Raw genomic sequence first — 22,937 nt, 5'->3', positions numbered from 1 at the left:
TTCGGGGGGGCCGGCCGGCGAGCCGATCGAGTCGGGCACGCCACGAGGGGACGGCATACAGCACACTTCCCCGGCATCCGGTTCGCAAAATGATCTCTCGTCAACCGTCGGTCAAAACTTGGAAGGGCGTCGCGGTACCGGTGGCGTGGACCGGCGGGGCTCGTTCCCGCCCGCCGCGCGGGCACGCCGACCGATGTACTACCGTTCGTAGTACATGTGCCGATGGTGATGCGGGAGATCCGGGACCCCGGACGATGACGGACACGGTGACCGACACGATGCGCGCCGACGTGATACGCGCCGACGCCGGTCTGCGACTGCTGCGGTCGGCGGCGTTCTCGGCCGTCTGCGTGGCGGTGTCCGCGTCCGGTCACGCGCTGGTGTCCGGAGCCGGGCTGCCCTGGGGGCCGCTGGCGGCCGGCTGGGTCGTGACGCTGTTCCTGGTGACGCCGCTGGCGGGCCGGGAACGCTCCAGAACGGGCATCACCGCGACGCTGCTGTGCGGTCAGACGGTCCTGCACGTGCTGTTCTCACTGGGGCAGGCCCACGCGCATCCGGGTCACGCGGCCGCCATGCCGGGTACGCACGCCCATGGCATGCCCGCACCCCTGATGCCCGATCCGGCGATGTTCGCGATGCATCTGGCCGCCGCGTTCGTGTTCGGCTGGGTACTGCACCGGGGCGAACACGCCATCTGGCGGACGGTGCGGATCGCGGTGCGAACCGCCGGAGCGCTCACCGGGCCTCTGGCCGGGATGCTCGCCGCCGTCCTCGCACGGCCCGCGCCCCGCCCGCCGAAGCCGCGGATCCGCATGCCACGCCGCTGCGAGGAGGAGGCCCCGCGCGGCGGAGTCGTCCTGCTGGGCCATGCCGTCGTCCGTCGCGGACCGCCCGCACCGGCCGCCGCCTGAGCTGACATCCGGACGGGAGCAACCCGTCCCCTTTTCCTCGCGCCCACCGGGGCACTCGTGTGCCCGCGCGGCGTTCCTCTCCCTGGAGGCTTTTCATGCGTGTGCTTCCGCACGCCTGCGCGGACCTCTCCCGCGCACCGCACGCCCGCCGGATGGCCGTCGCCGCCCGGCTGGCCGCCGCCGTCGCGGCGATCGCCGTGACCGCCGCCGCGTGCGGCGGCACCCCGGCCGATGGCGTCCCGGCCGCGGCCGGGGCGTCGTCCCCGGCGGCCCCGTCCGGCACCGCCGTCCGGCTGGACCGCCCGCTGCCGAAGCCCGGACTGACACTGACCGACGACCGGGGACGCCCCTTCGACCTGGTGGAGCAGACGGCGGGCAGGCCGACGCTGGTGTACTTCGGCTACACCCACTGCCCGGACGTGTGCCCGACGACGATGGCCGACATCGCCAACGCGGTGAAGAAGCTGCCGGAGGCGGACCAGGAGCGGCTTCGGGTCGTCTTCGTGACCACCGACCCGGCACGCGACACCCCGCAGCGGCTGCACAGATGGCTCGCCGCCTTCGACTCGCGCTTCATCGGGCTGAGCGGCGACTTCGACGCCATCCAGCGGGCGGCGCGCGGCCTCGGCATCCTCGTGGAGAAGCCGGTGAAGGAGGCCGACGGCGGCTACACCGTCAACCACGGCGCCCAGGTCCTGGCGTTCTCCCCGGCCGACGACGGCGCCCACACGATCTACACGTCGGGCACCACGTCCCAGCAGTACGAGGCCGACCTGCCGAAACTCGTCGAGGGGGCACGATGAGGCGCTCCACCGCCGCTCTCGCGGCGCTCCTGCTGGCCGCCGGGTCGGCCGCCTGCACCTCGCGGGACACGGACGGGGACGGGCCGCGCCTTGCGGTGACCGGCGCCTATGTCCGGCAGCCGCCGATGCGCGACCTGGCGGCCGGCTACCTCACGGTGGTCAACACCGGGCGGGACGCCGACGAACTGATCGCGGCGACCGCCGACATCGCCGGAGAGGTGCAGCTCCACACGACCGTGGACAACGCGATGAAACAGGTCGAGTCGATGACCGTCCCACCGCACGGCCGCCTTGAGCTCCGCATGGGCGGCGACCACCTGATGCTGATGAAGCTGAAGAGCAAGCCGGAGATCGGCGACACGGTCACGTTCACACTGCGTTTCGCCATCTCGTCCCCCATCACCGTGCAGGCACCGGTCCGGCCGACAGACCACCGGCCCGCCCCCGCCCCCCACGGAGAACGATCATGAGTGAGTCGTCCGGGCGCCGTGGTCTCTCGCGGCGGCGTCTGCTCGGCGCCGCGGGCGCCGCCGGGGCCGCCGGGCTGGCCGCCGGCGGCCTGACCGGCGCCTCCCGGAACTGGACCGGCGACGACGAGGTGCCGCTCAGCACCGTCGGCGGCACGGCCGTCCCGTTCCACGGCCGCCACCAGGCCGGGATCACCACCCCGGCGCAGGCGTGCGGCCACCTCGTCGCGTTCGACCTGCGGCCCGGCGCGGACCGGGGCGGCGCGGCGGCACTGATGCGCCGCTGGTCGGCGGCGGCCGAGGCGATGACGGCGGGGCGGCCGCCCGCCGGCGACGACCACATCGCCCTGGACGCCGGACCGTCCTCGCTGACCGTGACGTTCGGGTTCGGGCGTTCCTTCTTCGGCAGGACCGGGCTCGGCGACCGCATGCCGCCCGCGCTGGTGGAGATGCCGCCGTTCTCCGCCGACGCCCTGGACCCGTCCAGAAGCGGCGGCGACCTGTGGGTGCAGATCGGCGCCGACGATCCGCTCGTCACCGTGCACGCGTTGCGCGTCCTGCAGCGGGCGGCGTCCGGCACGGCGAAGGTGCGCTGGCAGATGGGCGGCTTCAACCGTGCCCGCGGGGCCACCGACCGGCCGAGGACGGTCCGCAACCTCATGGGGCAGATCGACGGCACCGGCAATCCGCGTCCGTCCGAACGCGGCTTCGAGGCGAAGGTCTTCGCGGGCGGCGGCACCGGACCGCACGCCTGGATGAACGGCGGCTCGTACGCGGTCGTCCGCCGCATCCGGATGCTGCTGGACACCTGGGACCGGCTGCCCGCCGACCGGCAGGAGCGGGTGATCGGACGCCGCAAGGACACCGGGGCCCCGCTGTCGGGCGGTACGGAGTCGACGCCGCTGAACCTGTCGGCGGCCGGGCCGGACGGGGCACTCGCCATCCCCGGCGACGCCCACGTCCGGGTCGCGGCCCCGTCGTCCAACGGCGGCGCGGCGATGCTTCGCCGCGGGTTCTCCTACCACGACGGGCTCCGCCCGGACGGCGCGCCCGACGCCGGCCTGCTGTTCATCGCCTGGCAGGCGGACCCGACGACCGGGTTCATCCAGGTGCAGCGCAAGCTCGACGGCGCCGACGGCCTCACCCGCTACATCCGCCACGAATCCAGCGCGATCTTCGCCGTGCCCGGAGGGGCCGCCCCAGGCGACTACGTCGGCCGGGCCCTGCTGGAGTCCTGATCACCGCCGGGCCGGGAGAGCTACGTCGGCCGGGCCCTGCTGGAGTCCTGATCACCGCCGGGCCGGGAGAGCATCGCCGGACATCGGCCCGGCGAGGTGGTCAGTCCGGGCGGTTGCGGGGGCGGGGGCGGGCGGCGGGGATCGGGTGGGGCGCGGCGCCTTCGGTGACGGTGTTGGTGATGCTGCCGATGCCTTCGACGGTCATGGTGACCTCGTCCCCGACCCGGAGCGGGGGCGGGGTCCGGTCGCCCCTGACGCCCCACAGTTCGGCCAGGCAGCCGCCGTTGCCGCAGGTGCCGGAGCCGAGGACGTCGCCGGGGCGGACGCGGGTGCCGCGCGAGGCGTAGGCGATGAGGTCCTCGAAGGGCCAGCCCATGTTGGAGAGCAGGTCGCGGCCGATCTCGGTGCCGTTGACGGAGACGGACAGCGCCAGGCCGAGGAAGCCGTCGGCGTCGCGGTACGGCTCCAGTTCGTCGGCGGTGACGATCCACGGGCCGAGGGTGGTGGCGGTGTCCTTGCCCTTGCACGGGCCGAGGCCGACCTGCATCTCGGCGGCCTGCAGGTCGCGGGCCGACCAGTCGTTGAAGACGGCGTAGCCGAAGATGTGGCCGCGGGCCTGCTCGGGCGTCAGGTCGCCGCCTTCCTTCCCGATGATGACGGCCACTTCGAGTTCGAAGTCGAGGACCTCGCTGCCGGGCGGCACGGGCACGGGCGCGCCGGTACCGATGATCGCGTAGGGGTTGGTGAAGTAGAACGTCGGGGCGGCGTACCACCGGCCGGGGACGCCGGCCTCGCCGCCGACGCTGCGCCGTACCCCTTCGACGTGCTCCTCGAACGTCACGAAGTCGCGGACGGTCGGCGGCTGGATCGGCGCGAGCAGCGTCACCTCGCTCAGCGGGACCGCCGGGCCCGCGGCCTCCGGCCGGTCCCCGGACGCGATGACCGTGAGGAGGTCGGGGGCGTCGAGGCGGTGGACGGCGTCGCCTCGGACGACGCCGCAGTGCCGCCGGCCCCCGTGGGTGTAGGTGGCGTAGCGCATCAGACGGGCGGGGCGACGAAGACGCCGCGGTCGGGGTCGTTGAACGATTCCTTGGCGATCAGCTCGTTCATCGGGTTGGCGGTCCCCCACTGGTCGGCGACGTCCGGCTGGGTGAGGTCGTGGACGGACGGGTGCCAGGCGTCCTCGTCCAGCAGTTCCAGCTCGGTGGTGTACTCGACGGTGTTGCCGTGCGGGTCGAGGAAGTAGGAGAAGGTGTTGTCGCCGGCGAGGTGGCGGCCGGGTCCCCAGATCATGCGGGCGCCGGAGCGCAGGAGGCGGCCGGTGCCGTACATGTACTCGTCCAGGCCGCGCATCTCGAAGGAGACGTGGTGCAGGGACGTGTGGGGGCCGCGGGCGATGGCGAGGCTGTGGTGCTGCGGGTTGCAGCGCATGAAGTGCATGATCTCGCCCATGTGCGGGGACGCGAGCGTGTCCGAGAGCGCGAAGTCCAGGTGCGTCTCGTACCAGGAGCGGGTGGCGGCGATGTCGGGTGCGTTGAGCACGACGTGGGAGAGCCGGACGGGCACGGCCTCCTTGGGCTCCAGCTTGCGGTGCCTCCGGACGGCGACGTCGGCGGAGACCTCGACCGTCCGGCCGTCCAGGTCGAAGAAGCGGAACCCGTAGCCGCCGCCGGGGGTGCCGAGACCGCCGGGCTCGGTGATCAGCTGGACGGAGGCGTCGCGGAGCCGCGCGGCGAGGGCGTCGACGTCCTGCGGGGTCGCGGCGCCGAAGGCGATCAGGTCGAGCCGTTTGCCGGTGTCGCGGCGGAGCCGGACGATGTACTGCTCCGGCGACCCCTCGGCGGCCAGGAAGCTGATGCCGGTGTCCGAGGCGACCTCCGTCAGACCCCAGACGCCGGAGTAGAAGTCGCGCTGGCGCGCGAAGTCGGGGACGGCGAGGTCCACGTGCCGCAGGTGGGTGATGAGTCGCATGTCAGTCCTTGAGTGAGAAGAGCGCGACGGCGTTGGCGCCGCCGATGGCGTCCACGTCGTCCGGCGCCAGCCCGGCGGCGCGCAGGTCGCCGAGCGGGTCGTCGGAGCCCATGTCGAACGGGTGGTCCGAGCCGAGCAGGACCTGGCCGGCGCCGGCGACGGACACGAGGTGGCGCAGGACGCCGGGGTCGTGCACGAGGGAGTCGAACCAGAGCCGCCGCAGGTAGGAGCTGGGCGGCTCGGCGCAGCCCTTCGTGTCGGGGCGGGCGTGCCAGCCGTGGTCGGCGCGGCCGATGTGGGTGGGCAGGTAGCCGCCGCCGTGGGCTGCGACGATCTTCAGCCCGGGGTGCCGGTCCAGGACCCCGGAGAAGATCAGGTGGGAGAGGGCGACGGCGTTCTCGGTGGGCTGGCCGACGATGTTGGACAGGTACCAGCGGTCGAGCCGCTCGTCCAGCGTGCAGCCGAACGGGTGCAGGAACAGGACGGCTCCGCGTTCGGCCGCGCGGGCCCAGAACGGTTCCAGGGCCGGGTCCGACAGTTCCCGGCCGGGGGCGTGGGAGGAGATCTCCACGCCCTTGAGGCCGAGGTCGAGCGCGTGGTCGAGCGCCTGGACGGCCATGCCGGCGTGCTGGAGCGGGACGAGGCCCAGGCCGTGCAGCCGGCCGGGGGCCTCGGCGCAGTGCCCGGCGGTGCCTTCGTTGGCCAGGCGGTAGACGCGTCCGGCGAGTTCCGGTTCGGCCCAGTAGTGGTAGTGGGACGGGGACGGGCTGACGATCTGGACGTCGACGCCGGCCGCGTCCATGTCGGCCAGCCGCACCGTGACGTCGGTGAGCCGGGCGAGGCGGTCGCCGACCATCCTCCCGGACACGGCCGTCGACTCGGCGCCGTTGCGGCGGAGGTCGAGCGCGCGCTGGGCGTCCAGTTCCGGGCGGCCCGCGACGGCCTGCTCGACGTCCCGGAGGAGGACGTGCGCGTGGACGTCGACGGTCGTCATGGCAGCTCGCTCACCAGGGCGCTCGTGCGGGCCATGAGGCCGGGCACGTCGGCGTCGCCGGAGGGTTCCATCTGCCAGCGGGCCAGCTGGAGCGACCCGTCCACGACGGCCTGGACGCGCGGGTACCGCCGGTCGGCGAAGGCGGTGAGCAGCGTGTCGCCGGCCTCGCGGTTCTCCAGCAGCATCTCGGCCAGGACGGAGGCGTCCTCCAGGCACATGGCCGCGCCCTGAGCCAGGGTGGGCGGGCATGCGTGCACGGCGTCGCCGATGAGGACGACGTTCCCCCGATGCCAGGGACGCGGCACCAGCAGCGACTCGAACCAGGTGTAGTTGACGCGCTCGGGGTCGGTGATGTCGCCCTTGATGTCGTCCCACGCGCCGCCGTACGGCTCGGCCAGCTCCCGCATGATCGTCGCCTTCTGCGCCGCGGGAATGGACGTGCGGTCGCGGGCCTTCTCCACCAGGTAGGCGTAGAGGGTGTTCTCGCTGGTCGGGCAGTATCCGGCGATGTAGCAGGGGCCGCCGTAGGCGAGGTCGGTGCGCACGACCGACCCGGGCCGGCGGGCGTGCACGCGCCAGATGCCCATCCCGACCGGCTCGGGCCCGATGTCGATGCCGATCATGGCGCGGACGGCGGAGTGGATGCCGTCGGCGCCCACGATCAGGTCGTAGTCGCCGGTGGTGCCGTCGTCGAAGGTCACCGGGTCCAGGGCGGTGACGGTGCGGCCGGTGGTGAGGCGGGCGCCGGCCCGCCGGGCCGTCTCCACGAGGATCGCCTGCAGGTCGGGGCGGTCCATGCCGAGGGTGGCGGGCAGGTCGGGGCCGCCGGTCCGCATGTCCTCCTGCTCGAACAGCAGGGAACCGTCCGGCTTGGTGATGCCGACGGAACCGAAGGGGTAACCCTCGGCCAGGATCTGCTCCCACACGCCGAGTTCGCGCAGCACCCGCAGCGCGTTGCCCTGCAGTGTGATGCCCGACCCCAGCGCGGACCAGGTCGGCTTCACCTCCACCACGTCGACGCGGACTCCTCCGCGGGCGAGCAGGGTGGCCAGCGCGGTGCCGGTGATGCCACCGCCGACGATCAGCACGCTGCCGACGTTCGTCATGTGCGGTCTCCGTTCGGATGCCGGGACGCTCATTTGAGAGCGAGGGGGTTGACGGGCGAGCCGACCGCCCCGGTGATGGGCAGCGGCGCCGCGATGAGCTGGAACTCGTAGACGCCGTCGGCGGCGCAGTCGGCGGCGAGGGCGTCCAGGTCCCACATCTCGCCGACGAACAGGCCCATGTTGGGGATGACGATCTGGTGCAGGGGCTGGAAGGCGTCCTCGAACTCGTTGGGCCGCACCTCGAAGCCCCAGGTGTCGGTGGCGATGGCGGCGATCTCCGTGCCGTGCAGCCAGCCCGCCGTCCAGAACGACAGGCCGGGGGCGGGGCCGCCGGCGTACTCTCCCCAGCCGTCGCGGCGGACGCGGGTGAGCTGCCCGGTCCGGACGCACACGATGTCGCCGCGGCCGACCTCGACGCCGTGCGCGGCGGCGGTGGCGGCCAGGTGCTCCTCGGTGATGGCGAACGCATCCGGCAGTTCCCCGCCGCCGATCACGCGGCCGACGTCCAGGAGGACGCCGCGTCCGGCGACGGCGTCGGCGACCGTCTCGATACCGGTCACCTGGTCGCCGTTGCTGGTCACCACGTCCTGGGCGGGACGGCCGTTCCAGGCGTTGCCGCGGTCGAAGATGTGGCCGAGGCCGTCCCACTGGGTGGAGCACTGCAGCGGCATCGCGATCACATCGTCGGCGCCGCCGATCCCGTGCGGGAAGCCCTGCTTGCCGAGCGCCGCGTCGACGCCGGTGTCGAGCATCGTGTGCACCGGGTTCGTACGCCGCCGCCACCCGCGCTGAGGGCCGTTCATGTCGAACCGCTGGGACAGGGAGAAGCTCACGCCCCGCCTGACCAGCCCGGCCGCCTGCACCCGCTTGGCCTCGTCGAGGAAGTTGAGGGTGCCGCGGACGTCGTCCTCGCCCCAGCGTCCCCAGTTGGAGTACTCGCGCGCGGCCTCGGCGATCGCCTTCTCCACGGCGCTCATGACTCGGCCCGGCAGACGACGCGCTGGGTGCCCAGGCCGGTGATCGTGCCCTCCATGACGTCGCCGTCGCGCAGGAAACGGCCGGACGCCATGCCGTTGCCCGCGGGGCTGCCGGTCAGTATCAGGTCCCCGGGCCGTAGCCGGGCGATCTGGGACGCGGCGGAGACGAGGGCGGCGACGTCGAACAGCATGTCCTTGGTCGACTCGTCCTGCATGACCTCGCCGTTCACCGTCAGCGTGACCTGAAGGTCCATCGGGTCGCCGGCCGCGTGGGCGGGGACCAGGAACGGCCCGAGCGGCAGGAAGCCCGGCGCGTTCTTGGACCGGAACCAGTCGGTGCCGATCTCCTTCATGTCCTGCCGGAACACCAGGTCGCGGGTCGTGACGTCGTTGCAGATCGTGTATCCGGCGACGTGGTCCAGAGCCTGCTCGCGCGTCACCCTGAACGCGGGCCGCCCGATGACGGCGGCCAGTTCCAGTTCCCAGTCGTGCCGGTCGCTGTACCCGGGCAGGACGAGGTCGTCGTACGGGCCGCCGACCGCGCCCGGCAGGCCGACGAACAGATAAGGCGTCCCCTCCGCCGCCCGCCTGTCCATCATCGCGCCGACCTCGGCACGGGCCGCCGCCTCCTCCGCCGGGTCGGAGAACTCGCGGTGCGCGACGGCGAGATCGACGACGTGCGTCCGGTAGTTCGCCCCGGACTGGATCACCTGGCCGGGCGTGAACGGCGCCAGCACCTCCAGGTCGGAGAGCGGCCACCCGGCGGAGCCCGCCAGGCCGTCCAGGACCGGGAGCGCCTCGTCCCAGCCGGCCAGCAGCGCCTCCATCGACGGCCAGTGGCCCCGCAGGTCGGCCACACGGTCATCGACGACCAGACCGGGGACGGGTTTCCCGTCGACGGAGAACGTCCCGAGCGCGAAGCGCGCGGACGAGGTCAAAGAAGCTTCCACGGCGTTGCCTCCGATGTGATTGCCCTCACTGTGACCGAAAGACAACGATGTGAGAAATCAATAGTTTGTCTATGAACTATTGATGCGATGGATGGGGGGCGGTCGTGGAAAGCCTGGACCTCAACCTGCTGATGGCCCTGCACGCACTGCTGGAGGAACGCAACGTGACACGGGCCGGGCGGCGGGTCGGCCTGTCACAGCCGGCGATGAGCTCCAACCTGGGCAGGCTGCGCCGCCACTACGGCGACGAACTGCTGACCCGCGTCGGCAACTCCTACGAGCTGACCCCGCTGGCGGCCGCCCTGGTCGACCCGACGGCCCTTGCCGTCAACGTCGTCGACCGCGTCTTCTCCGCCCGGCCGCGGTTCGACCCGTCCGAAAGCGACCGCGAGTTCTCGATCGTCGCCTCCGACTACGTGCTCACCGTCCTGGGCAACCCCCTGATGCGCAGGCTCGCGATCGAAGCCCCGCGGGTACGCATCCGGTTCCTGCAGATCAACGTGCCGAGGGTCGACGACATCGACGCCACCCTGCGCTCCACGGACGGGCTGATCATGCCCCACGGGTTCGTCTCGACCCACCCGTACACCGACGTCTACTCCGACCGATGGGTCATCATCGCCGACCCCGCGAACCCCGCCCTGGTGGACGGGATCACCATGGAACATCTGGAGACGCTGCCCTGGGTCACCGCCTTCCGCGGCCCGACCGCTGCGTCGTTCGCGATACGCCAGCTCACCATGCTGGGCATCGAGCCGAACGTGGAGGTCGTCGTGGAGAACTTCCAGTCCCTGCCGTTCCTGATCCCCGGCACCTCCAGGGTCGCGCTCATCCAGGAACGGCTGGCGCGTCGCCTCTCCGCCCTTGGCGGGATCCGGCTGCATCCCTGCCCGTTCGAGGCCGTCCCGATCCTGGAGGCGTTCTGGTTCCACACCGTCCACCAGGCCGACCCGGCCCACCGCTGGCTACGCGAAACCCTCACCGAAGTCGGCCGAGAAATCGAACACGAGCCCGAGTAGGCCGGTCACCTCCCGCCCTCGGCGGTCTGCCGCTCGTACTCGTCCCACAGCTCAAGCGACTCGATGAGCACGTCCTCCACCTGCTCGGCCGCCGCCCGGTACGCCTGCGCCCGCCCGGTACACACTCCCGCGTCCCACACCCGTCCCTGCCCTGACCACACCCGGGCCCGCGCAGCCTCCATCTCCGCCAGCGTCCGCCACGCCCGAGCCTCCTGCGGGAACACCTCCAACGCCTTCCGCGCGCCCGGCGCCATCCCGGCGAGCAAGAACACCGTCTCCGGGTAAGGCTCCGGAAGCCGCTCACCAGGCCCTGCACCCCGCAGAGCCAGCCTGGCCCACGCGTCCCGCAGCACCTGCGCGGCCGCCCTTTTCCTGCTCACCGCGCCACCTCGAACCACACCATGTACCGGCCGTCGTCGCCCGGCACCGTCCCCCAGCACTCCGCCAGCCCGGCCACGACCATCAGGCCGCGGCCGGACTCGTTCCAGCCCGCACCCTGCACCGGGATCAGCGGACGCCCCGCCGAACCGCCGTCGTCCTGGATCTCCACCCGCAGCCGCTCCCGCGACACCAGCACCGTCACCCACACCCCGCCGCCGGGCCTGCCGCTGGCACTGTGCCGGATCGCGTTGGTTGCGATCTCGCAGACCATCAGGTCCACGTCGTCCAGGTCGACCCCGTCCACGCCGCCCGCCAGCGCACCGGCCAGCGTCCGCCGCACCCACGCCCGGACCTCCCGCACGTCAAGGCCCCCGCCCGAGCACATCCGCTCGGTGTGCACCTCGTCCCAGACGATCACCGCGCCACCCCGGCGATCTGCCGAGCCGCCACGAGCGTCCCGTCCGCCGCAGCCTTACGGCCGCCGTCCCACATGTACGACCAGCCGCCGCGGTCCTGCACGCCCAGAACCGCCAGCCGTCCCGAACGAGCCTGGACGTACAGAACCGGCTGCCCCGCGACGGGAAGAGCAAGCCACGACCCCCGCCCGAGCCCGCGCAGGTCCGTCATCAGCCGGACGAGCACGTCCAGCCGCTCGAACGTCGCATCCGCACTCACCCCGTAGCCGTTCACCACGACCACCGGGCCAGCTGCTTCAGCACGATCAGCGCCCGGTCCGCCGACGCCGACTCGGCCCCCACCTCGCCGACCACGTGCCCGCGCTCACCACCCCACCGGAACCACCGACCGTCGCAAGCGATCACCTGTTCGCGACGCGCACCCAGCGACACGACGAGCGTCCCCCCATGCACGTCGGCCCGGACACCCCGTTGCGCAAGCTGCGCCGCCAACTGCTCCAACGGCCTACCCGTACCATCACTCACGGGTCCGACTCCTTCCAGTCGGGCTAGGCCCTGGGACGCGGTGTGCCACCACCGGCCCGGGGCCGCCATCTTTCCGGCCACGTCACCGCGAGATCGGATGACGTTCGTAACTCAGCAGAACCGCCCACACGCGGTCTGTGATGCTGACAAGCTATAGCGTGCAGCGGGGCTACCCTTTTGGCAAGTCCCCGTTCGCAATTCCCCAAAACAGGAGGTGACTTTGTGCCGATACGCCCGAGTCCGACCGTGCGCGGCCGCCGATTGCGCTACGAACTGCGCCGTCTGCGCGAAGAGCGCGGTCTGACGATCGATCAGGTCGTGAGCCGATCAGAAGGCGACTTCAGCAGCTCGACGATCAGTCGATGGGAGACGGGTGAGCGACGCATCCGCCCTACTGACCTGCGCGTGCTGCTGGACGTCTATGACGTGGACGCCAGCAGGCGCGAGGTGTTGCTCACCTTCGCCCGCGAAGCCCGGCAGCGCGGATGGTGGCACTCTTACGGCGCGGCCATCCCCAGCTGGTTTCAGTTCTTCGTGGGCCTGGAGGCCGAGGCGGCTTCGATCCAGGCCTATGAGTCAGAGCTCATGCCCGGCCTGCTCCAGACCCCGGACTACTATCGAGCGTTCCTGCACGCCGCGCCCGCAGCAGGCAACGAAGACGAGATCGAACACAAGATCGAGGTGCGCTCGGCCCGTCAGCGGCGTCTGACCGGAGAAAGTCCGCTCAAGTTCTGGGCGGTGGTGAACGAAGCTGTCATTCAGCGAGTCGTCGGGACCGAGGAAACGATGCGCGACCAGCTGCGACACGTCGTGGATCTCGCCCGCCAGCCTCACGTGAGCGTCCAAGTCCTTCCGTTCAAGGCGGGAGCGCACCCCGCCATGGAAGGATCGTTCACGATTCTGGACTTTCCGGAAGCCAGCGACCCCGATGTGGTCTACCTGGAGAACCAGACCGGCAGCCTCTATCTGGAGGAGACGCCCCAAATCGAGCGTTATACACTGATGTTCAACTACCTCATAGCCAAAGCGCTCGATCCCGACGAGTCGCTGTCCATGATCACTCGCGTAGCCGAAGAGCTAGCGTAAATCATCGTTTGGGAGGAGTGGGCCATGACCAACGCGGATCTCTCCCGCGCCGTCTGGCGGAAGAGCAGCCGGAGCGGCAACGGCGGCAACTGCGTGGAGGTCGCCGCTCTGCACCATGACATCGCTGTGCGCGACAGTAAGAACCCCACGGGCCCCAAGCTGATGTTGACGCGTGCCGACTGGCGCGCGTTCACGGATGCCGTGAAGCGCGGGGCGAGCGACAACGCGTGACGTGCTCGCACTTCGCGCACTGTGAGTTTCCCTACTGGTCTGAGCGCGCGTCGCGCACTTACCGCGCCTGGCAGAGCCAGCAACGTGACCGGCCGGGTCAGGCCGGCCGGTCATGTGCTTCTGCAACCAGGGCGTATGCCGTTTGGCCGGGCGTCCGGCGGAGTCGTTGATCGTGGCGGCGCTGAGGCCGCATCCGATGGCCTGAACGACGCCAGCTCGCCGCGATCGGCAGGTCCAAGGATATTCGCCTCCCTGATGACGCCCCCACTGAGCGCCGCTCTCACCACTGGATCGACCTCGCCCGAGCGCACGTGTGGCGCAACGACCCGTCCGGCGCCCTCCACTGCCTCTATGAGGCACGCGGCATCTCGGCTCAGCACACCCGCTTCCATCCCCAGGTGCGGGAGACCGCACAGCAGGTCGCCCGCATGGAGAGACAAACCAGCGGCACACTCAGGTCCTTCGCCTCATGGCTCGGCATAAACGACTGAACCCCTCGCCCCCGCATTCCGTGGAGCACTGGCGTGGGCCATGTGGCGCTGTGGATCTGGGCGGTCGTCAAGAACTCCGAGCTTCACCCAGGCTGCGGCTGCGGCGGCCAGACCGGGATGGGTCTTCGTCCAGCGCCCCGGTTTCCGCGTCGCTTCGGCGCGGTCTGGGTTAGGCCGGGTCGGCGCCGGTCAGGGAGCGCACGTCGGCGATGTCGTATTCGGCCACCGAGGCCGAGAGCATCGCGGCGCTCTGGTCGTCACTGGGGCCGCTGCTGCGGAAGGTCTCCACGGCCGCCTGCGACTCCCAGCGTTCGAAGATGTTGATGCGGGCGGGGTCGAGCAGGTCGGCCGTGATGGCGAAGTCGAGGCAGCCGGGCGCCCGGCGGGCCTGTTCGACGACGCTCGTGCAGCCCGCGAGGTAGGACTCGCGCTGACCGGGATCGACCGTGATGTGTCCAGCGACGATGACCATGAATGCGTTCCTCTTCCGATGTGGCAAGGCGTCTTCCATCTCGCACCTACAGACAGCACGAATACCCGAAACTCATCGGTGGGTCGCGGGCGACCGCTCACGTTGCGTCCCCGTGAGATCCTGCGGGTGTGACGACGACCGGTTCCGGCGAACCGCCCCAGCGCCGTCGGCGCGGCCGTCCCGGCTACGACCAGGAGGCGATCCTTCGCACCGCGGTGGAGCTGTTCAACCGCAAGGGGTACGACGCCACGAGCATGGGCGACCTGGCCAAGGAGCTGGGGCTGACGAAAGCGGCCATCTACCACCACGTCACGAGCAAGGAACAGCTGCTCAGCCGCGCGTTGGACGACGCCCTCGACGAACTCACCGCCGTCGTGGCCGAGGCCGCCCATGAGCGGGCCGGGGCGACCGCCTACGAGCGCGTGCGCGGGGTGGTGCGGCGCAGCGTCGAGGTCCTCGTCGCGCACCAGCCGTCCGTCACGCTGCTCTTGCGGGTGCGGGGGAACAGCGACGTCGAGCTGGCCGCCCTGGAACGGCGCCGTTGGCTCGACGACCGGCTCGCCGCCCTCGTCGCGGACGCCGTCAAGGAGGGCGCCCTGCGCGACGACGTGCCGCCCGCGCTGGTGAGCCGGCTGCTGTTCGGCATGGTGAACTCGCTGATCGAGTGGTACCGCGCGGACGGGGTGTACGACCCGGCGACGGTCGCCGGCGCGATCACCACGATGGCCTTCGACGGCCTGGCCCGGCACGAGGCCTAAGCGTCGTAGTCGATGGTGACGTCGTCGCCGACCGGGAACGACTGGCAGGTGAGGACGAACCCGGCATCGAGTTCGGCGGGTTCCAGGGCGTAGTTGCGGCGCATGTCGACCTCGCCCTCGCGGACGACGGCGCGGCACGTCCCGCAGACGCCGCCCTTGCAGGCGAACGGCAGGTCGGCGCGCGTCCGCTGGGCGCTTTCGAGGAGCGTCATATCTCGGGGGACGGTCGACGTCGTCCGCAGGCCGTCGAGGACCATCGTCAGCTCGGTCGTCGGGCCGGGCCCGGGACCGGCGACGGTGCGGCGCGGCTGCGGCGGGGGCTCGTCGACGTAGAACAGTTCGACGTGCACGGTCGCGGGGACGGCGAGGTCGGCGAGCACCGCCCGCGCGTCTTCGAGCATCCGCAGCGGCCCGCAGAGCCAGACGTGGTCGAACGTCTCGGCGGGGATCAGGTCGGTGAGCAGGCGGCGCAGCCGGTCGCGGTCGAGGCGTCCGGAGAACAGCTCGACGTCGCGCGGCTCACGGGAGAGCACGTGGACCATCTGGAACCGGGCGCCGTACCGGTTCTTCAGATCGCCGAGTTCTTCGGTGAACATGACGGTGCGGCTGGTCCGGTTGCCGTACAGGAGCGACACCTGCGCCCCGGGGTTGGCCAGCACCGTGGACGCGACCGACAGCATCGGCGTGATGCCCGACCCGGCGGCGATGCACAGGTGCCGCTCACCCGGCCCCGGGTCGGCCTGCCAGGAGCCGGACGGCGTCTGCACCTCGATGCGCGTCCCCGGCACCACGTCGCGGACGAGCCAGGAGGAGAAGAGGCCGTCCGGGATCTCGCGGACGCCGATGCGCGGCGCGGCACCGGCCGGGGCGCAGATCGAGTAGGACCGGCGTTCTTCCCGTCCGTCCACGAAGCGGCGCAGGGTGAGCGACTGACCGGCCTTGAACGCGTACGCCTCGCACAGTTCGGCGGGGACGTCGAACGTGATCGCCGCCGCGTCCTCGCACAGGTGGTCGACCGCCGCCACGGTCAGCGCATGGAAGGCCGCGGCCGGCCGGGTCCGTGTGGGAGCTGGAGTGGTCAAGTCAGATCTCCTTGACGTGCTCGAACGGTTCGAGGCAGCCGGTGCAGCGGTACAGGGCCTTGCAGGCGGTGCCGCTGAACTCCGACGTCAGCCGGGTCGCCGTCGAGCCGCAGCGCGGGCAGGCGGGGGCGAGCCGCGTCGGCCCGAGGTTGACGCTCGTGGGCCCGGCGGAGCGGCGGGCGGGGCCGGGCGCCGACAGTCCCGCGTCCCGGAGGGCGGCCCGGCCGCGTTCGGAGATCCAGTCGCTCGACCACGGCGGGTCGAGGACGACGCGCACCTCGACCCGGGGGAACCCGGCGCCGTTCAGCCGGTGGACGAGGTCGTCGCGCATGGTCGCCATCGCCGGGCAGCCGGTGTAGGTGGGGGTGATCGAGGCGATGACGACCTCGTCTTCCACGTCGACGCCACGCAGGACGCCGAGGTCGGCGAGGGTGAGCATCGGCATCTCCGGGTCGCGGACCTGCGCGGCGACCTCGGCGGCACGTTCCCTGACGTTCACCAGCGGCCTCCCGGGTGTGCGCGGGCGACCACCTGCATCTCGGCGAGCAGAAGGCTGAGGGCCTCGGTGTGCATGCCGTGCCGGCCCGTCCGCCCGCCGACGGCGGCCAGGGCCGGGCGGTCCGGGCGGTCGACGCCGCTCACCGCGAGCACCTGGTCGAGGACGGCGTCGACCTCGTCGCGGGTGGACGCCGGGTCGACGCCGACGCCCGCCTGCGCGAGGGACAGTTCGAGGGGGTGCGCGGAGACCAGTTCGGGCTGGAGCGGCCAAAGGTCGTCGAGGGCCTTGACGAGCCTGCGGCGCGACTCTTCGGTGCCCTGCGCGAGGGTGAGGAACCAGCGGCCCGCCCAGTCCCGGTGGTAGGTGACCTCCTTGACGCCCTTGGACGCCACCGCCGCCAGCACCGAGTCGGTGCTCGCCCGCAGCCGCTCCAGCAGGGCGAGCCTCGCCACGGAGAACAGCAGCAGCCGGACGACGACGTGCGCGAAGTCTCCGTTCGCCACCTCGGTGAGGCGCACGTTGCGGAACTGCCCGGCGTCGCGGAAGAACGCGAGCGCGTCCTCGGCGGGCACCGGCGAGCCTTCGGGGAGGGCGGGCACGACGGCGGGGTCGGCGGCGGCCGCCCGCGCCAGGAGCAGCCGCGCCTGCCCGAGGAGGTCGAGGGCCGTGTTCGCCAGAGCGATGTCCTCTTCGAGGTCCGGCGCGCGGCTGCACCACTCCGACAGGCGCTGCGACAAGATCAGGGCGTCGTCGCCGAGCATGAGGCAGTACGCGGCGAGTTCGGCGTGGTCGACGCCGTCCGGCACGGTCGTGTCGACACCGGCGAGCGGATCCTCGAAGTCGGTGCCGAACGCCCACTGCGAGGTGTCTACGGCGTCGAGGAGCCCGTCGAAGATGCTGCCGTGGTCGTCGCTCATGATGATCTGTCCTCCGGTCACATGTGCGGGACGTTCCCGGGGATGTCGTAGAACGTCGGGTGCCGGTAGACCTTGTCGCCGTTCGGCGCGAACAGCGGGTCCTTCTCGTCCGGGCTGGACGCCGTGATGGCGTCGGCCCGCACGACCCAGATGCTCACGCCCTCGTTGCGCCGCGTGTAGACGTCGCGCGCGTGGCGCAGGGCCATCGTGTCGTCCGGTGCGTGCAGCGACCCGACATGGACGTGGTTGAGGCCGCGCTTGCCACGGACGAACACCTCATAGAGCGGCCACTCGCGTCTGTTCTCGTTCATCTGGCACCTCCTTCTGCGGAGCCCTGCCGGTTCGCGAACGCCGACGCGGCCTCGCGTACCCAGGCGCCGTCGTCGTGGGCGGCGCGGCGGTGCGCCAGACGCTGGGTGTTGCACGGCCCGTTGCCGCCGACGACGGCGGCGAACTCCTCCCAGTCGGGTTCGCCGAAGTCGTGGTGGCCGCGTTCCTCGTTCCAGCGCAGGTTCGGATCGGGCAGCGTCACCCCGAGCGCCTCGGCCTGCGGGACGGTCATGTCGACGAACTTCTGCCGCAGTTCGTCGTTGGAGTTGCGTTTGACGCCCCACGCCATCGACCGCGCGCTGTTGGGGGACTCGGCGTCCGGCGGGCCGAACATCATGAGCGACGGCCACCAGAACCGGTCGACCGACTCCTGGACCATGGCGCGCTGGGCGTCGGTGCCGCGCATCATCGTCATCAGCAGCTCGAAGCCCTGCCGCTGGTGGAAGGACTCCTCCTTGCAGATGCGGATCATGGCGCGGCCGTACGGGCCGTAGGAGGTGCGGCAGAGCGGCACCTGGTTGACGATGGCGGCGCCGTCGACGAGCCAGCCGATCGTGCCGACGTCGGCGTACGACAGCGTCGGATAGTTGAAGATCGACGAGTACTTCTGCTTGCCGGACAGCAGCATGCCGGTCAGCTCGGCGCGGGAGACGCCGAGGGTCTCGCACGCCGAGTAGAGGTAGAGGCCGTGGCCGGCCTCGTCCTGCACCTTGGCCAGCAGGATCGCCTTGCGGCGCAGGGACGGGGCGCGGCCGATCCAGTTGCCCTCGGGCTGCATGCCGATGATCTCCGAGTGCGCGTGCTGGGCGATCTGCCGCACGAGCGTCCTGCGGTAGGCGTCCGGCATCCAGTCCCTGGGCTCGATGCGGTCGTGGCGCGCGATGGTCGCGTCGAAGGCCGCCTGGAGGCGCTCCTCCAGTTCCGGTTCCACCGGAGTCGTCGTCATCGTCCCCTCCGAGACAATTACTTATCGCTCGGTCAGTAATAAGGTCGCACGGACGCCCGATTCGCGCAACAAGTCCAGGTCAACGGGCACGTCAACTCTTCCGAGATCCCCACTCGGCACCCCGGCCGCGGGCCTCGTCGAACACCAGCCACGTGCGGGTGGCGCGGACACCGGGGATGTCCTGGATGCGCTCCAGCACCACATGCCTCAGCGCCTCGTTGTCCGGAGCCCTGACCAGGACCAGGACGTCGTAGTCACCGCCGACCATCGCGAAATGCTCGACATAGGGGATCTCCCGGAGCCTCGCCGACATCGCGCGCCAGGCGTTCTGCTCGATGGTGACCGACACATAGGCGCTGGTGCCCAGGCCCGCCCGCTGCGGCGCCAGCTCGGCCGTGAAACCGGTGATCACCCCGTCGTCCATCAGCCGGGTGAGCCGGGCGTAGGCGTTGGCGCGGGAGATGTGGACGCGCTCGGCGAGGGCCCGCACCGAGATCCGCCCGTCGCGCAGCAGCTCGCCGATGATCGCGCGGTCGACCGCGTCCAGCCGTGCGGCAGAACGTCCGAGCCAGCCGCCCTCAGCACCCTCTTCGGTCGACATTTGGTCTTCTCCAAGCCTCTCTGTGAACCACTTGTCGCCCATCATGGCCGGTGTCTTGAACAGATGGCCAGCGAGGCGGACGCTTTGCCTGTCAAGCGTCCAGAGAAAGTGGGCCTCGCCGTGAGGACACATCCCCAGGCGGTCGACGACCTGCTCCCCTCGCCCGTCCCGGTGCGCTTCGTCGCCGAGGACGGCACGGCCGTCGAACCGCCCGCCGGTTACCCGATGCCGGCGGACGAGGAGCTGGTGGAGGCGTACCGCCGGATGGTCCTCGGCCGCCGCTTCGACGGCCAGGCGACCGCGCTGACCAGGCAGGGCCGGCTCGCCGTCTACCCGTCCAGCCGCGGGCAGGAGGCCTGCCAGATCGCGGGCGTCCTCGCGCTGCGGGAGGAGGACTGGCTGTTCCCGACGTACCGGGACACGGTGGCCCTGATCTCCCGCGGCATCGACCCCGTCGAGGCGCTCACCCTGCTGCGGGGCGGATGGCACTGCGGATATGATCCGGCGGCGACACGCGTCGCACCCCAGTGCACACCGCTCGCCACCCAGACCGTCCACGCCGTGGGCATGGCGGACGCGCTCCGCCGCAAGGGCGAGGACGGCGTCGTGATGGCCTTCGTCGGCGACGGCGGCACCAGCGAGGGCGACTTCCACGAAGCGCTCAACTACGCGGCCGTCCTCCACGCACCCGTCGTGTTCTTCGTGCAGAACAACAAGTACGCGATCTCGGTGCCGCTGGCCAAGCAGACCGCCGCGCCCGCCCTCGCCTACAAGGGGATCGGCTACGGCGTCCGGTCCGAGCAGGTGGACGGCAACGACCTCGTCGCGGTGCTGTCCGTCCTGACGGCCGCCGTGGACCACGCGCGGACCGGACGCGGCCCGTTCCTGGTGGAGGCGCACACCTACCGGATGGACGCCCACACCAACGCCGACGACCCCACCCGGTACCGGGAGGCGGAGGAGGTCGAGCAGTGGGAGGCGGCCGACCCCCTCGCCCGCCTGGAGACCCATCTGCGCGACCGGGGCCTGCTCGGCGCGGAGGACATCGACTGGGCGCACAAGACCGCCGAGGAGTTCGCCGCCCGCGTCCGCGACGAGATGAACACCGATCCCGAGACGGACTCCTTCGAGCTGTTCGACCACGTCTTCGCCGAACCCACGCCCCAGCTGCGCGAGCAGCGGGCGCTGCTGGCGTCCGAGCTGACCGCCCCGGAGGACTGACATGACCGCGCAGACCGGGCAGACGGCGCTGACCATGGCGCAGGCAATGCCGACGGCCCCCGGAGAACCGACATGACCGCGCAGACCGCGCAGACCGCGCTGACCATGGCACAGGCGCTGAACACGGCGCTGCGGGACGCGTTGCGCGACGACGAGCGCGTACTCGTCTTCGGCGAGGACGTCGGCCCGCTCGGCGGCGTCTTCCGCGTCACCGACGGGCTGACCGCCGAGTTCGGCGAGGACCGGTGCTTCGACACCCCGCTGGCCGAGGCGGGCATCGTGGGCCTCGCCGTCGGCATGGCCATGGGCGGCTTCCGCCCGGTCGTCGAGATGCAGTTCGACGCGTTCGCCTACCCGGCCTTCGAGCAGATCGCCTCGCACGTGGCGAAGTTCCGCAACCGGACCCGCGGCCGGATGTCCCTGCCGATGGTGATCCGCATCCCCTACGCGGGCGGCATCGGCGGCGTCGAGCACCACTGCGACTCCAGCGAGGCCTACTACGCGCACACTCCGGGATTGAAGGTCGTCACGCCCGCGACCCCCGACGACGCGTACTGGCTGCTGCGCGACGCCGTCACCGACCCCGACCCGGTGATCTTCATGGAGCCCAAGCGGCTGTACTGGTCCAAGGACGAGGTCACGCCCGCCGGCCGGCGGGCGGCCGGGTTCGGGCAGGCCGCGATACGGCGTGAGGGCCGGGACGCCACGCTCGTCGCCTACGGGCCGGCCGTCCCGGTGGCGCTCCAGGCGGCCGAGGCCGCAGCACAGGACGGCATCGCCCTGGAGGTCGTCGACCTGCGGACGATCGTCCCGTTCGACGACGAGACCGTCGTGTCCTCGGTGCGCAAGACGGGCCGCTGCGTGGTCGTCCAGGAGGCACAGGGGTTCGCCGGGGTCGGCGCGGAGATCGCGGCGCGCGTGCAGGAACGCTGCTTCCACTCGCTGGCCGCCCCGGTGCTGCGCGTCACCGGGTTCGACATCCCCTACCCGCCCCCGAAACTGGAGCACTCACACCTTCCGGACGCCGACCGGATCCTCGACGCGGTCGACCGGCTCCAGTTCGACGACGAGCCCGACGTCCTCCACCTGGCGCGGGAGCGATCATGACGGCCGCCGTCTCGCGGCAGGTGTTCCGGCTGCCCGACCTCGGCGAGGGCCTGACCGAGGCCGAGATCGTCGAATGGAAGGTCGCCGCCGGCGACACGGTCGGGATCGACCAGATCGTGGTCGAGGTCGAGACCGCCAAAGCGGCCGTGGAGGTACCCGTCCCTTATGCCGGGACGGTGCTGACCCTGCACGCGGAGCCCGGCACCGTCCTCGCGGTCGGCGAGCCCCTCATCGACGTCGGCCCCGCGGACGAGCCCCCCGCGGACGAGCCCCCCGCGGACGAGCCCCCCGCGGACGAGCCCCCCGCGGACGAGCCCCCCGCGGACGAGCCCCCCGCGGGCGAGCCCCCAGCGGACGAGCCCGCGGCGGCCCGCTACCGCGAAGAGGAACGGGCGGGCTCCGGCAACGTCCTGATCGGCTACGGCACCGGCCACACGCCCACCCGGCGGAGGCGGCACCACGACCGCAAGCCGCGGGCACCCCGCGTGATCTCCCCGCTCGTCCGCAGGCTCGCCCGCGAGAACGGCCTGGACCTCACCGCCGTCACCCCCACCGGACCGCACGGCGTGATCCTCCGCCGCGACGTCGAACAGGCCGTCGCCGTTAAGGCGGCACCCGAGAAGACCCCACCGGCAGACGAGCATCAACCGGCCGAGAAGACCCCGCCCGCCGAAACGACCCCACCCGCCGGAACGACGGAGCGCATCCCGTTGCGCGGCCTGCGCCGGGCGGTGGCCGACAAGCTGACCCGGAGCCGCACCGAGATCCCCGACGCGACGACCTGGGTGGACGTCGACGCGACCGGCCTGCTCGCGATGAAGGACGAACTGCGGCAGGCCCGCCCGGACCTCGGCATCGGGCTCCTCGCCCTCCTGGCCCGCATCTGCGTGTCCGGCCTGCGGCGGTTCCCCGAACTGAACTCCTCGGTCGACACCGGCCGGGCCGAGATCGTCCGGTACGGGCACGTCAACCTGGGCTTCGCCGCGCAGACCGACCGCGGCCTCGTCGTCCCGGTCGTCCGGGACGCGCACCGGATGACGACCGCGCAGCTGGCGGCGGAACTGACCCGGCTCACGGGCCTCGCACGCGCGGGCAACCTGCCTCCCGAGGCGTTGACCGGCGGCACGTTCACGCTCAACAACTACGGGGTCTTCGGCGTGGACGGGTCCACCCCGATCATCAACCATCCCGAAGCGGCGCTCCTCGGCGTGGGCCGCGTCATCGACCGGCCCTGGGTCGTCGGCGGCGCCGTCACACCCCGCAAGGTCGCCCAGCTCTCCCTCGCCTTCGACCACAGGGTCTGCGACGGCGGCACCGCCGGCGGCTTCCTCCGCCACGTGGCCGACTGCGTCGAGAACCCGGCGGTCCTCCTCGCCCACGTCTGAGCCCACCCGGCCCGGAAGCTTGCTGTGCGTGAGTGCGGTTCCGGCCGGGGATC

The 22,937-nt window shown here is 71.6% G+C and carries 28 protein-coding genes; 11 read left to right on the top strand and 17 right to left on the bottom strand.

Features of this window, described 5'->3' with window-relative positions:
- Window positions 1-254 precede the first annotated feature (254 nt).
- The 4 genes from ACGFIS_RS00605 to efeB all read left to right on the top strand — a co-directional run bounded on the left by ACGFIS_RS00605 (window position 255) and on the right by efeB (window position 3,419).
- Window positions 255-911, top strand: coding sequence for a hypothetical protein (locus tag ACGFIS_RS00605; protein WP_392907493.1), 657 nt, complete (start codon window positions 255-257; stop codon window positions 909-911).
- Between the two features lie 95 nt (window positions 912-1,006).
- A complete protein-coding gene (locus ACGFIS_RS00600; protein WP_392907496.1) occupies window positions 1,007-1,714 on the top strand; it encodes an SCO family protein in 708 nt (235 codons plus the stop codon).
- On the top strand, window positions 1,711-2,184 hold the full coding sequence (locus ACGFIS_RS00595; RefSeq protein ID WP_392968807.1) for a copper chaperone PCu(A)C: 474 nt from the start codon (window positions 1,711-1,713) through the stop codon (window positions 2,182-2,184). Before ACGFIS_RS00600 ends, ACGFIS_RS00595 begins: the two co-directional genes overlap by 4 nt.
- Window positions 2,181-3,419 (top strand): iron uptake transporter deferrochelatase/peroxidase subunit, encoded by a 1,239-nt coding sequence (gene efeB / locus ACGFIS_RS00590; RefSeq protein WP_392907500.1) that lies wholly within the window; start codon window positions 2,181-2,183, stop codon window positions 3,417-3,419. Before ACGFIS_RS00595 ends, efeB begins: the two co-directional genes overlap by 4 nt.
- A 100-nt stretch (window positions 3,420-3,519) precedes the next feature.
- Here efeB and ACGFIS_RS00585 read toward each other — a convergent pair whose 3' ends face one another.
- From ACGFIS_RS00585 to ACGFIS_RS00560, 6 genes are read right to left on the bottom strand one after another with little or no spacing between them, the layout of a single operon-like run.
- Complete coding sequence (locus ACGFIS_RS00585; protein ID WP_392968804.1) at window positions 3,520-4,458, bottom strand: fumarylacetoacetate hydrolase family protein; 939 nt, start codon at window positions 4,456-4,458, stop codon at window positions 3,520-3,522.
- A complete protein-coding gene (locus ACGFIS_RS00580; RefSeq protein WP_392968801.1) occupies window positions 4,458-5,390 on the bottom strand; it encodes a VOC family protein in 933 nt (310 codons plus the stop codon). Before ACGFIS_RS00580 ends, ACGFIS_RS00585 begins: the two co-directional genes overlap by 1 nt.
- Window position 5,391: 1 nt before the next feature.
- The gene (locus tag ACGFIS_RS00575) at window positions 5,392-6,384 is read right to left on the bottom strand and encodes an amidohydrolase family protein (RefSeq protein ID WP_392968798.1); all 993 of its coding nucleotides are present in this window, start codon (window positions 6,382-6,384) and stop codon (window positions 5,392-5,394) included.
- Window positions 6,381-7,490, bottom strand: a complete 1,110-nt coding sequence (locus ACGFIS_RS00570) for an FAD-dependent oxidoreductase (protein ID WP_392968795.1) — start codon at window positions 7,488-7,490, stop codon at window positions 6,381-6,383. The genes ACGFIS_RS00575 and ACGFIS_RS00570 overlap by 4 nt, the downstream gene beginning before the upstream one ends.
- Before the next feature lie 29 nt (window positions 7,491-7,519).
- Window positions 7,520-8,467: a cyclase family protein gene (locus tag ACGFIS_RS00565; RefSeq protein ID WP_392968792.1), complete on the bottom strand. Its 948-nt coding sequence runs from the start codon at window positions 8,465-8,467 to the stop codon at window positions 7,520-7,522.
- Complete coding sequence (locus ACGFIS_RS00560; RefSeq protein WP_392968789.1) at window positions 8,464-9,417, bottom strand: fumarylacetoacetate hydrolase family protein; 954 nt, start codon at window positions 9,415-9,417, stop codon at window positions 8,464-8,466. Before ACGFIS_RS00560 ends, ACGFIS_RS00565 begins: the two co-directional genes overlap by 4 nt.
- Window positions 9,418-9,521: 104 nt before the next feature.
- Between ACGFIS_RS00560 and ACGFIS_RS00555 the strand changes: the two genes are divergently transcribed.
- Entirely contained in the window at window positions 9,522-10,436 is a 915-nt protein-coding gene (locus ACGFIS_RS00555; protein ID WP_392907515.1) for a LysR family transcriptional regulator, read from the top strand.
- 5 nt (window positions 10,437-10,441) lie between these two features.
- On the opposite strand, the gene ACGFIS_RS00550 is transcribed toward ACGFIS_RS00555, so the two are convergent.
- The 4 genes from ACGFIS_RS00550 to ACGFIS_RS00535 are packed head-to-tail and all read right to left on the bottom strand — an operon-like array spanning window position 10,442 to window position 11,758.
- Entirely contained in the window at window positions 10,442-10,816 is a 375-nt protein-coding gene (locus ACGFIS_RS00550) for a hypothetical protein (RefSeq protein ID WP_392968786.1), read from the bottom strand.
- Window positions 10,813-11,235, bottom strand: coding sequence for an ATP-binding protein (locus tag ACGFIS_RS00545; protein WP_392907519.1), 423 nt, complete (start codon window positions 11,233-11,235; stop codon window positions 10,813-10,815). The genes ACGFIS_RS00550 and ACGFIS_RS00545 overlap by 4 nt, the downstream gene beginning before the upstream one ends.
- Window positions 11,232-11,516 (bottom strand): hypothetical protein, encoded by a 285-nt coding sequence (locus tag ACGFIS_RS00540; RefSeq protein WP_392907522.1) that lies wholly within the window; start codon window positions 11,514-11,516, stop codon window positions 11,232-11,234. Before ACGFIS_RS00540 ends, ACGFIS_RS00545 begins: the two co-directional genes overlap by 4 nt.
- Complete coding sequence (locus ACGFIS_RS00535; RefSeq protein WP_392907524.1) at window positions 11,504-11,758, bottom strand: hypothetical protein; 255 nt, start codon at window positions 11,756-11,758, stop codon at window positions 11,504-11,506. The genes ACGFIS_RS00540 and ACGFIS_RS00535 overlap by 13 nt, the downstream gene beginning before the upstream one ends.
- 261 nt (window positions 11,759-12,019) lie before the next feature.
- On the opposite strand from ACGFIS_RS00535, the gene ACGFIS_RS00530 reads away from it, so the two are divergent.
- Window positions 12,020-12,844, top strand: coding sequence for a helix-turn-helix domain-containing protein (locus ACGFIS_RS00530; protein WP_392968783.1), 825 nt, complete (start codon window positions 12,020-12,022; stop codon window positions 12,842-12,844).
- Between the two features lie 24 nt (window positions 12,845-12,868).
- A complete protein-coding gene (locus ACGFIS_RS00525) occupies window positions 12,869-13,075 on the top strand; it encodes a DUF397 domain-containing protein (RefSeq protein ID WP_392907528.1) in 207 nt (68 codons plus the stop codon).
- A 660-nt stretch (window positions 13,076-13,735) separates the two neighbouring features.
- On the opposite strand, the gene ACGFIS_RS00520 is transcribed toward ACGFIS_RS00525, so the two are convergent.
- Window positions 13,736-14,038: a putative quinol monooxygenase gene (locus tag ACGFIS_RS00520; RefSeq protein ID WP_392907531.1), complete on the bottom strand. Its 303-nt coding sequence runs from the start codon at window positions 14,036-14,038 to the stop codon at window positions 13,736-13,738.
- A gap of 128 nt (window positions 14,039-14,166) precedes the next feature.
- On the opposite strand from ACGFIS_RS00520, the gene ACGFIS_RS00515 reads away from it, so the two are divergent.
- Window positions 14,167-14,796: a TetR/AcrR family transcriptional regulator gene (locus ACGFIS_RS00515; protein ID WP_392968780.1), complete on the top strand. Its 630-nt coding sequence runs from the start codon at window positions 14,167-14,169 to the stop codon at window positions 14,794-14,796.
- On the opposite strand, the gene paaE is transcribed toward ACGFIS_RS00515, so the two are convergent.
- From paaE to ACGFIS_RS00485, 6 genes are all read right to left on the bottom strand, one after another.
- Window positions 14,793-15,878, bottom strand: a complete 1,086-nt coding sequence (paaE, locus tag ACGFIS_RS00510; protein ID WP_392907536.1) for a 1,2-phenylacetyl-CoA epoxidase subunit PaaE — start codon at window positions 15,876-15,878, stop codon at window positions 14,793-14,795. The genes ACGFIS_RS00515 and paaE overlap by 4 nt on opposite strands.
- A 1-nt stretch (window position 15,879) precedes the next feature.
- On the bottom strand, window positions 15,880-16,377 hold the full coding sequence (gene paaD, locus ACGFIS_RS00505) for a 1,2-phenylacetyl-CoA epoxidase subunit PaaD (protein ID WP_392907538.1): 498 nt from the start codon (window positions 16,375-16,377) through the stop codon (window positions 15,880-15,882).
- Window positions 16,374-17,294 (bottom strand): 1,2-phenylacetyl-CoA epoxidase subunit PaaC, encoded by a 921-nt coding sequence (paaC, locus tag ACGFIS_RS00500; protein WP_392907540.1) that lies wholly within the window; start codon window positions 17,292-17,294, stop codon window positions 16,374-16,376. Before paaC ends, paaD begins: the two co-directional genes overlap by 4 nt.
- A 17-nt stretch (window positions 17,295-17,311) precedes the next feature.
- Window positions 17,312-17,605: a 1,2-phenylacetyl-CoA epoxidase subunit PaaB gene (gene paaB, locus ACGFIS_RS00495; protein WP_392907543.1), complete on the bottom strand. Its 294-nt coding sequence runs from the start codon at window positions 17,603-17,605 to the stop codon at window positions 17,312-17,314.
- Entirely contained in the window at window positions 17,602-18,570 is a 969-nt protein-coding gene (gene paaA / locus ACGFIS_RS00490) for a 1,2-phenylacetyl-CoA epoxidase subunit PaaA (RefSeq protein ID WP_392907546.1), read from the bottom strand. Before paaA ends, paaB begins: the two co-directional genes overlap by 4 nt.
- 91 nt (window positions 18,571-18,661) lie before the next feature.
- Window positions 18,662-19,171: an Lrp/AsnC family transcriptional regulator gene (locus ACGFIS_RS00485; RefSeq protein WP_392907548.1), complete on the bottom strand. Its 510-nt coding sequence runs from the start codon at window positions 19,169-19,171 to the stop codon at window positions 18,662-18,664.
- Between the two features lie 120 nt (window positions 19,172-19,291).
- On the opposite strand from ACGFIS_RS00485, the gene pdhA reads away from it, so the two are divergent.
- The 3 genes from pdhA (at window position 19,292) to ACGFIS_RS00470 (ending at window position 22,884) form a co-directional block, all read left to right on the top strand.
- Entirely contained in the window at window positions 19,292-20,392 is a 1,101-nt protein-coding gene (pdhA, locus tag ACGFIS_RS00480) for a pyruvate dehydrogenase (acetyl-transferring) E1 component subunit alpha (RefSeq protein ID WP_392968777.1), read from the top strand.
- A gap of 72 nt (window positions 20,393-20,464) precedes the next feature.
- A complete protein-coding gene (locus ACGFIS_RS00475; protein ID WP_392968774.1) occupies window positions 20,465-21,499 on the top strand; it encodes an alpha-ketoacid dehydrogenase subunit beta in 1,035 nt (344 codons plus the stop codon).
- Entirely contained in the window at window positions 21,496-22,884 is a 1,389-nt protein-coding gene (locus ACGFIS_RS00470) for a dihydrolipoamide acetyltransferase family protein (protein ID WP_392968771.1), read from the top strand. The genes ACGFIS_RS00475 and ACGFIS_RS00470 overlap by 4 nt, the downstream gene beginning before the upstream one ends.
- Window positions 22,885-22,937 lie beyond the last annotated feature (53 nt).

Origin of the sequence: Spirillospora sp. NPDC048824 (assembly GCF_043198455.1) — a bacterium.
In the GTDB taxonomy this organism is placed as follows: domain Bacteria; phylum Actinomycetota; class Actinomycetes; order Streptosporangiales; family Streptosporangiaceae; genus Spirillospora.
The sequence above is the reverse complement of the archived record's forward strand: the minus strand, read 5'-3'. Positions and strand labels throughout refer to the sequence as shown.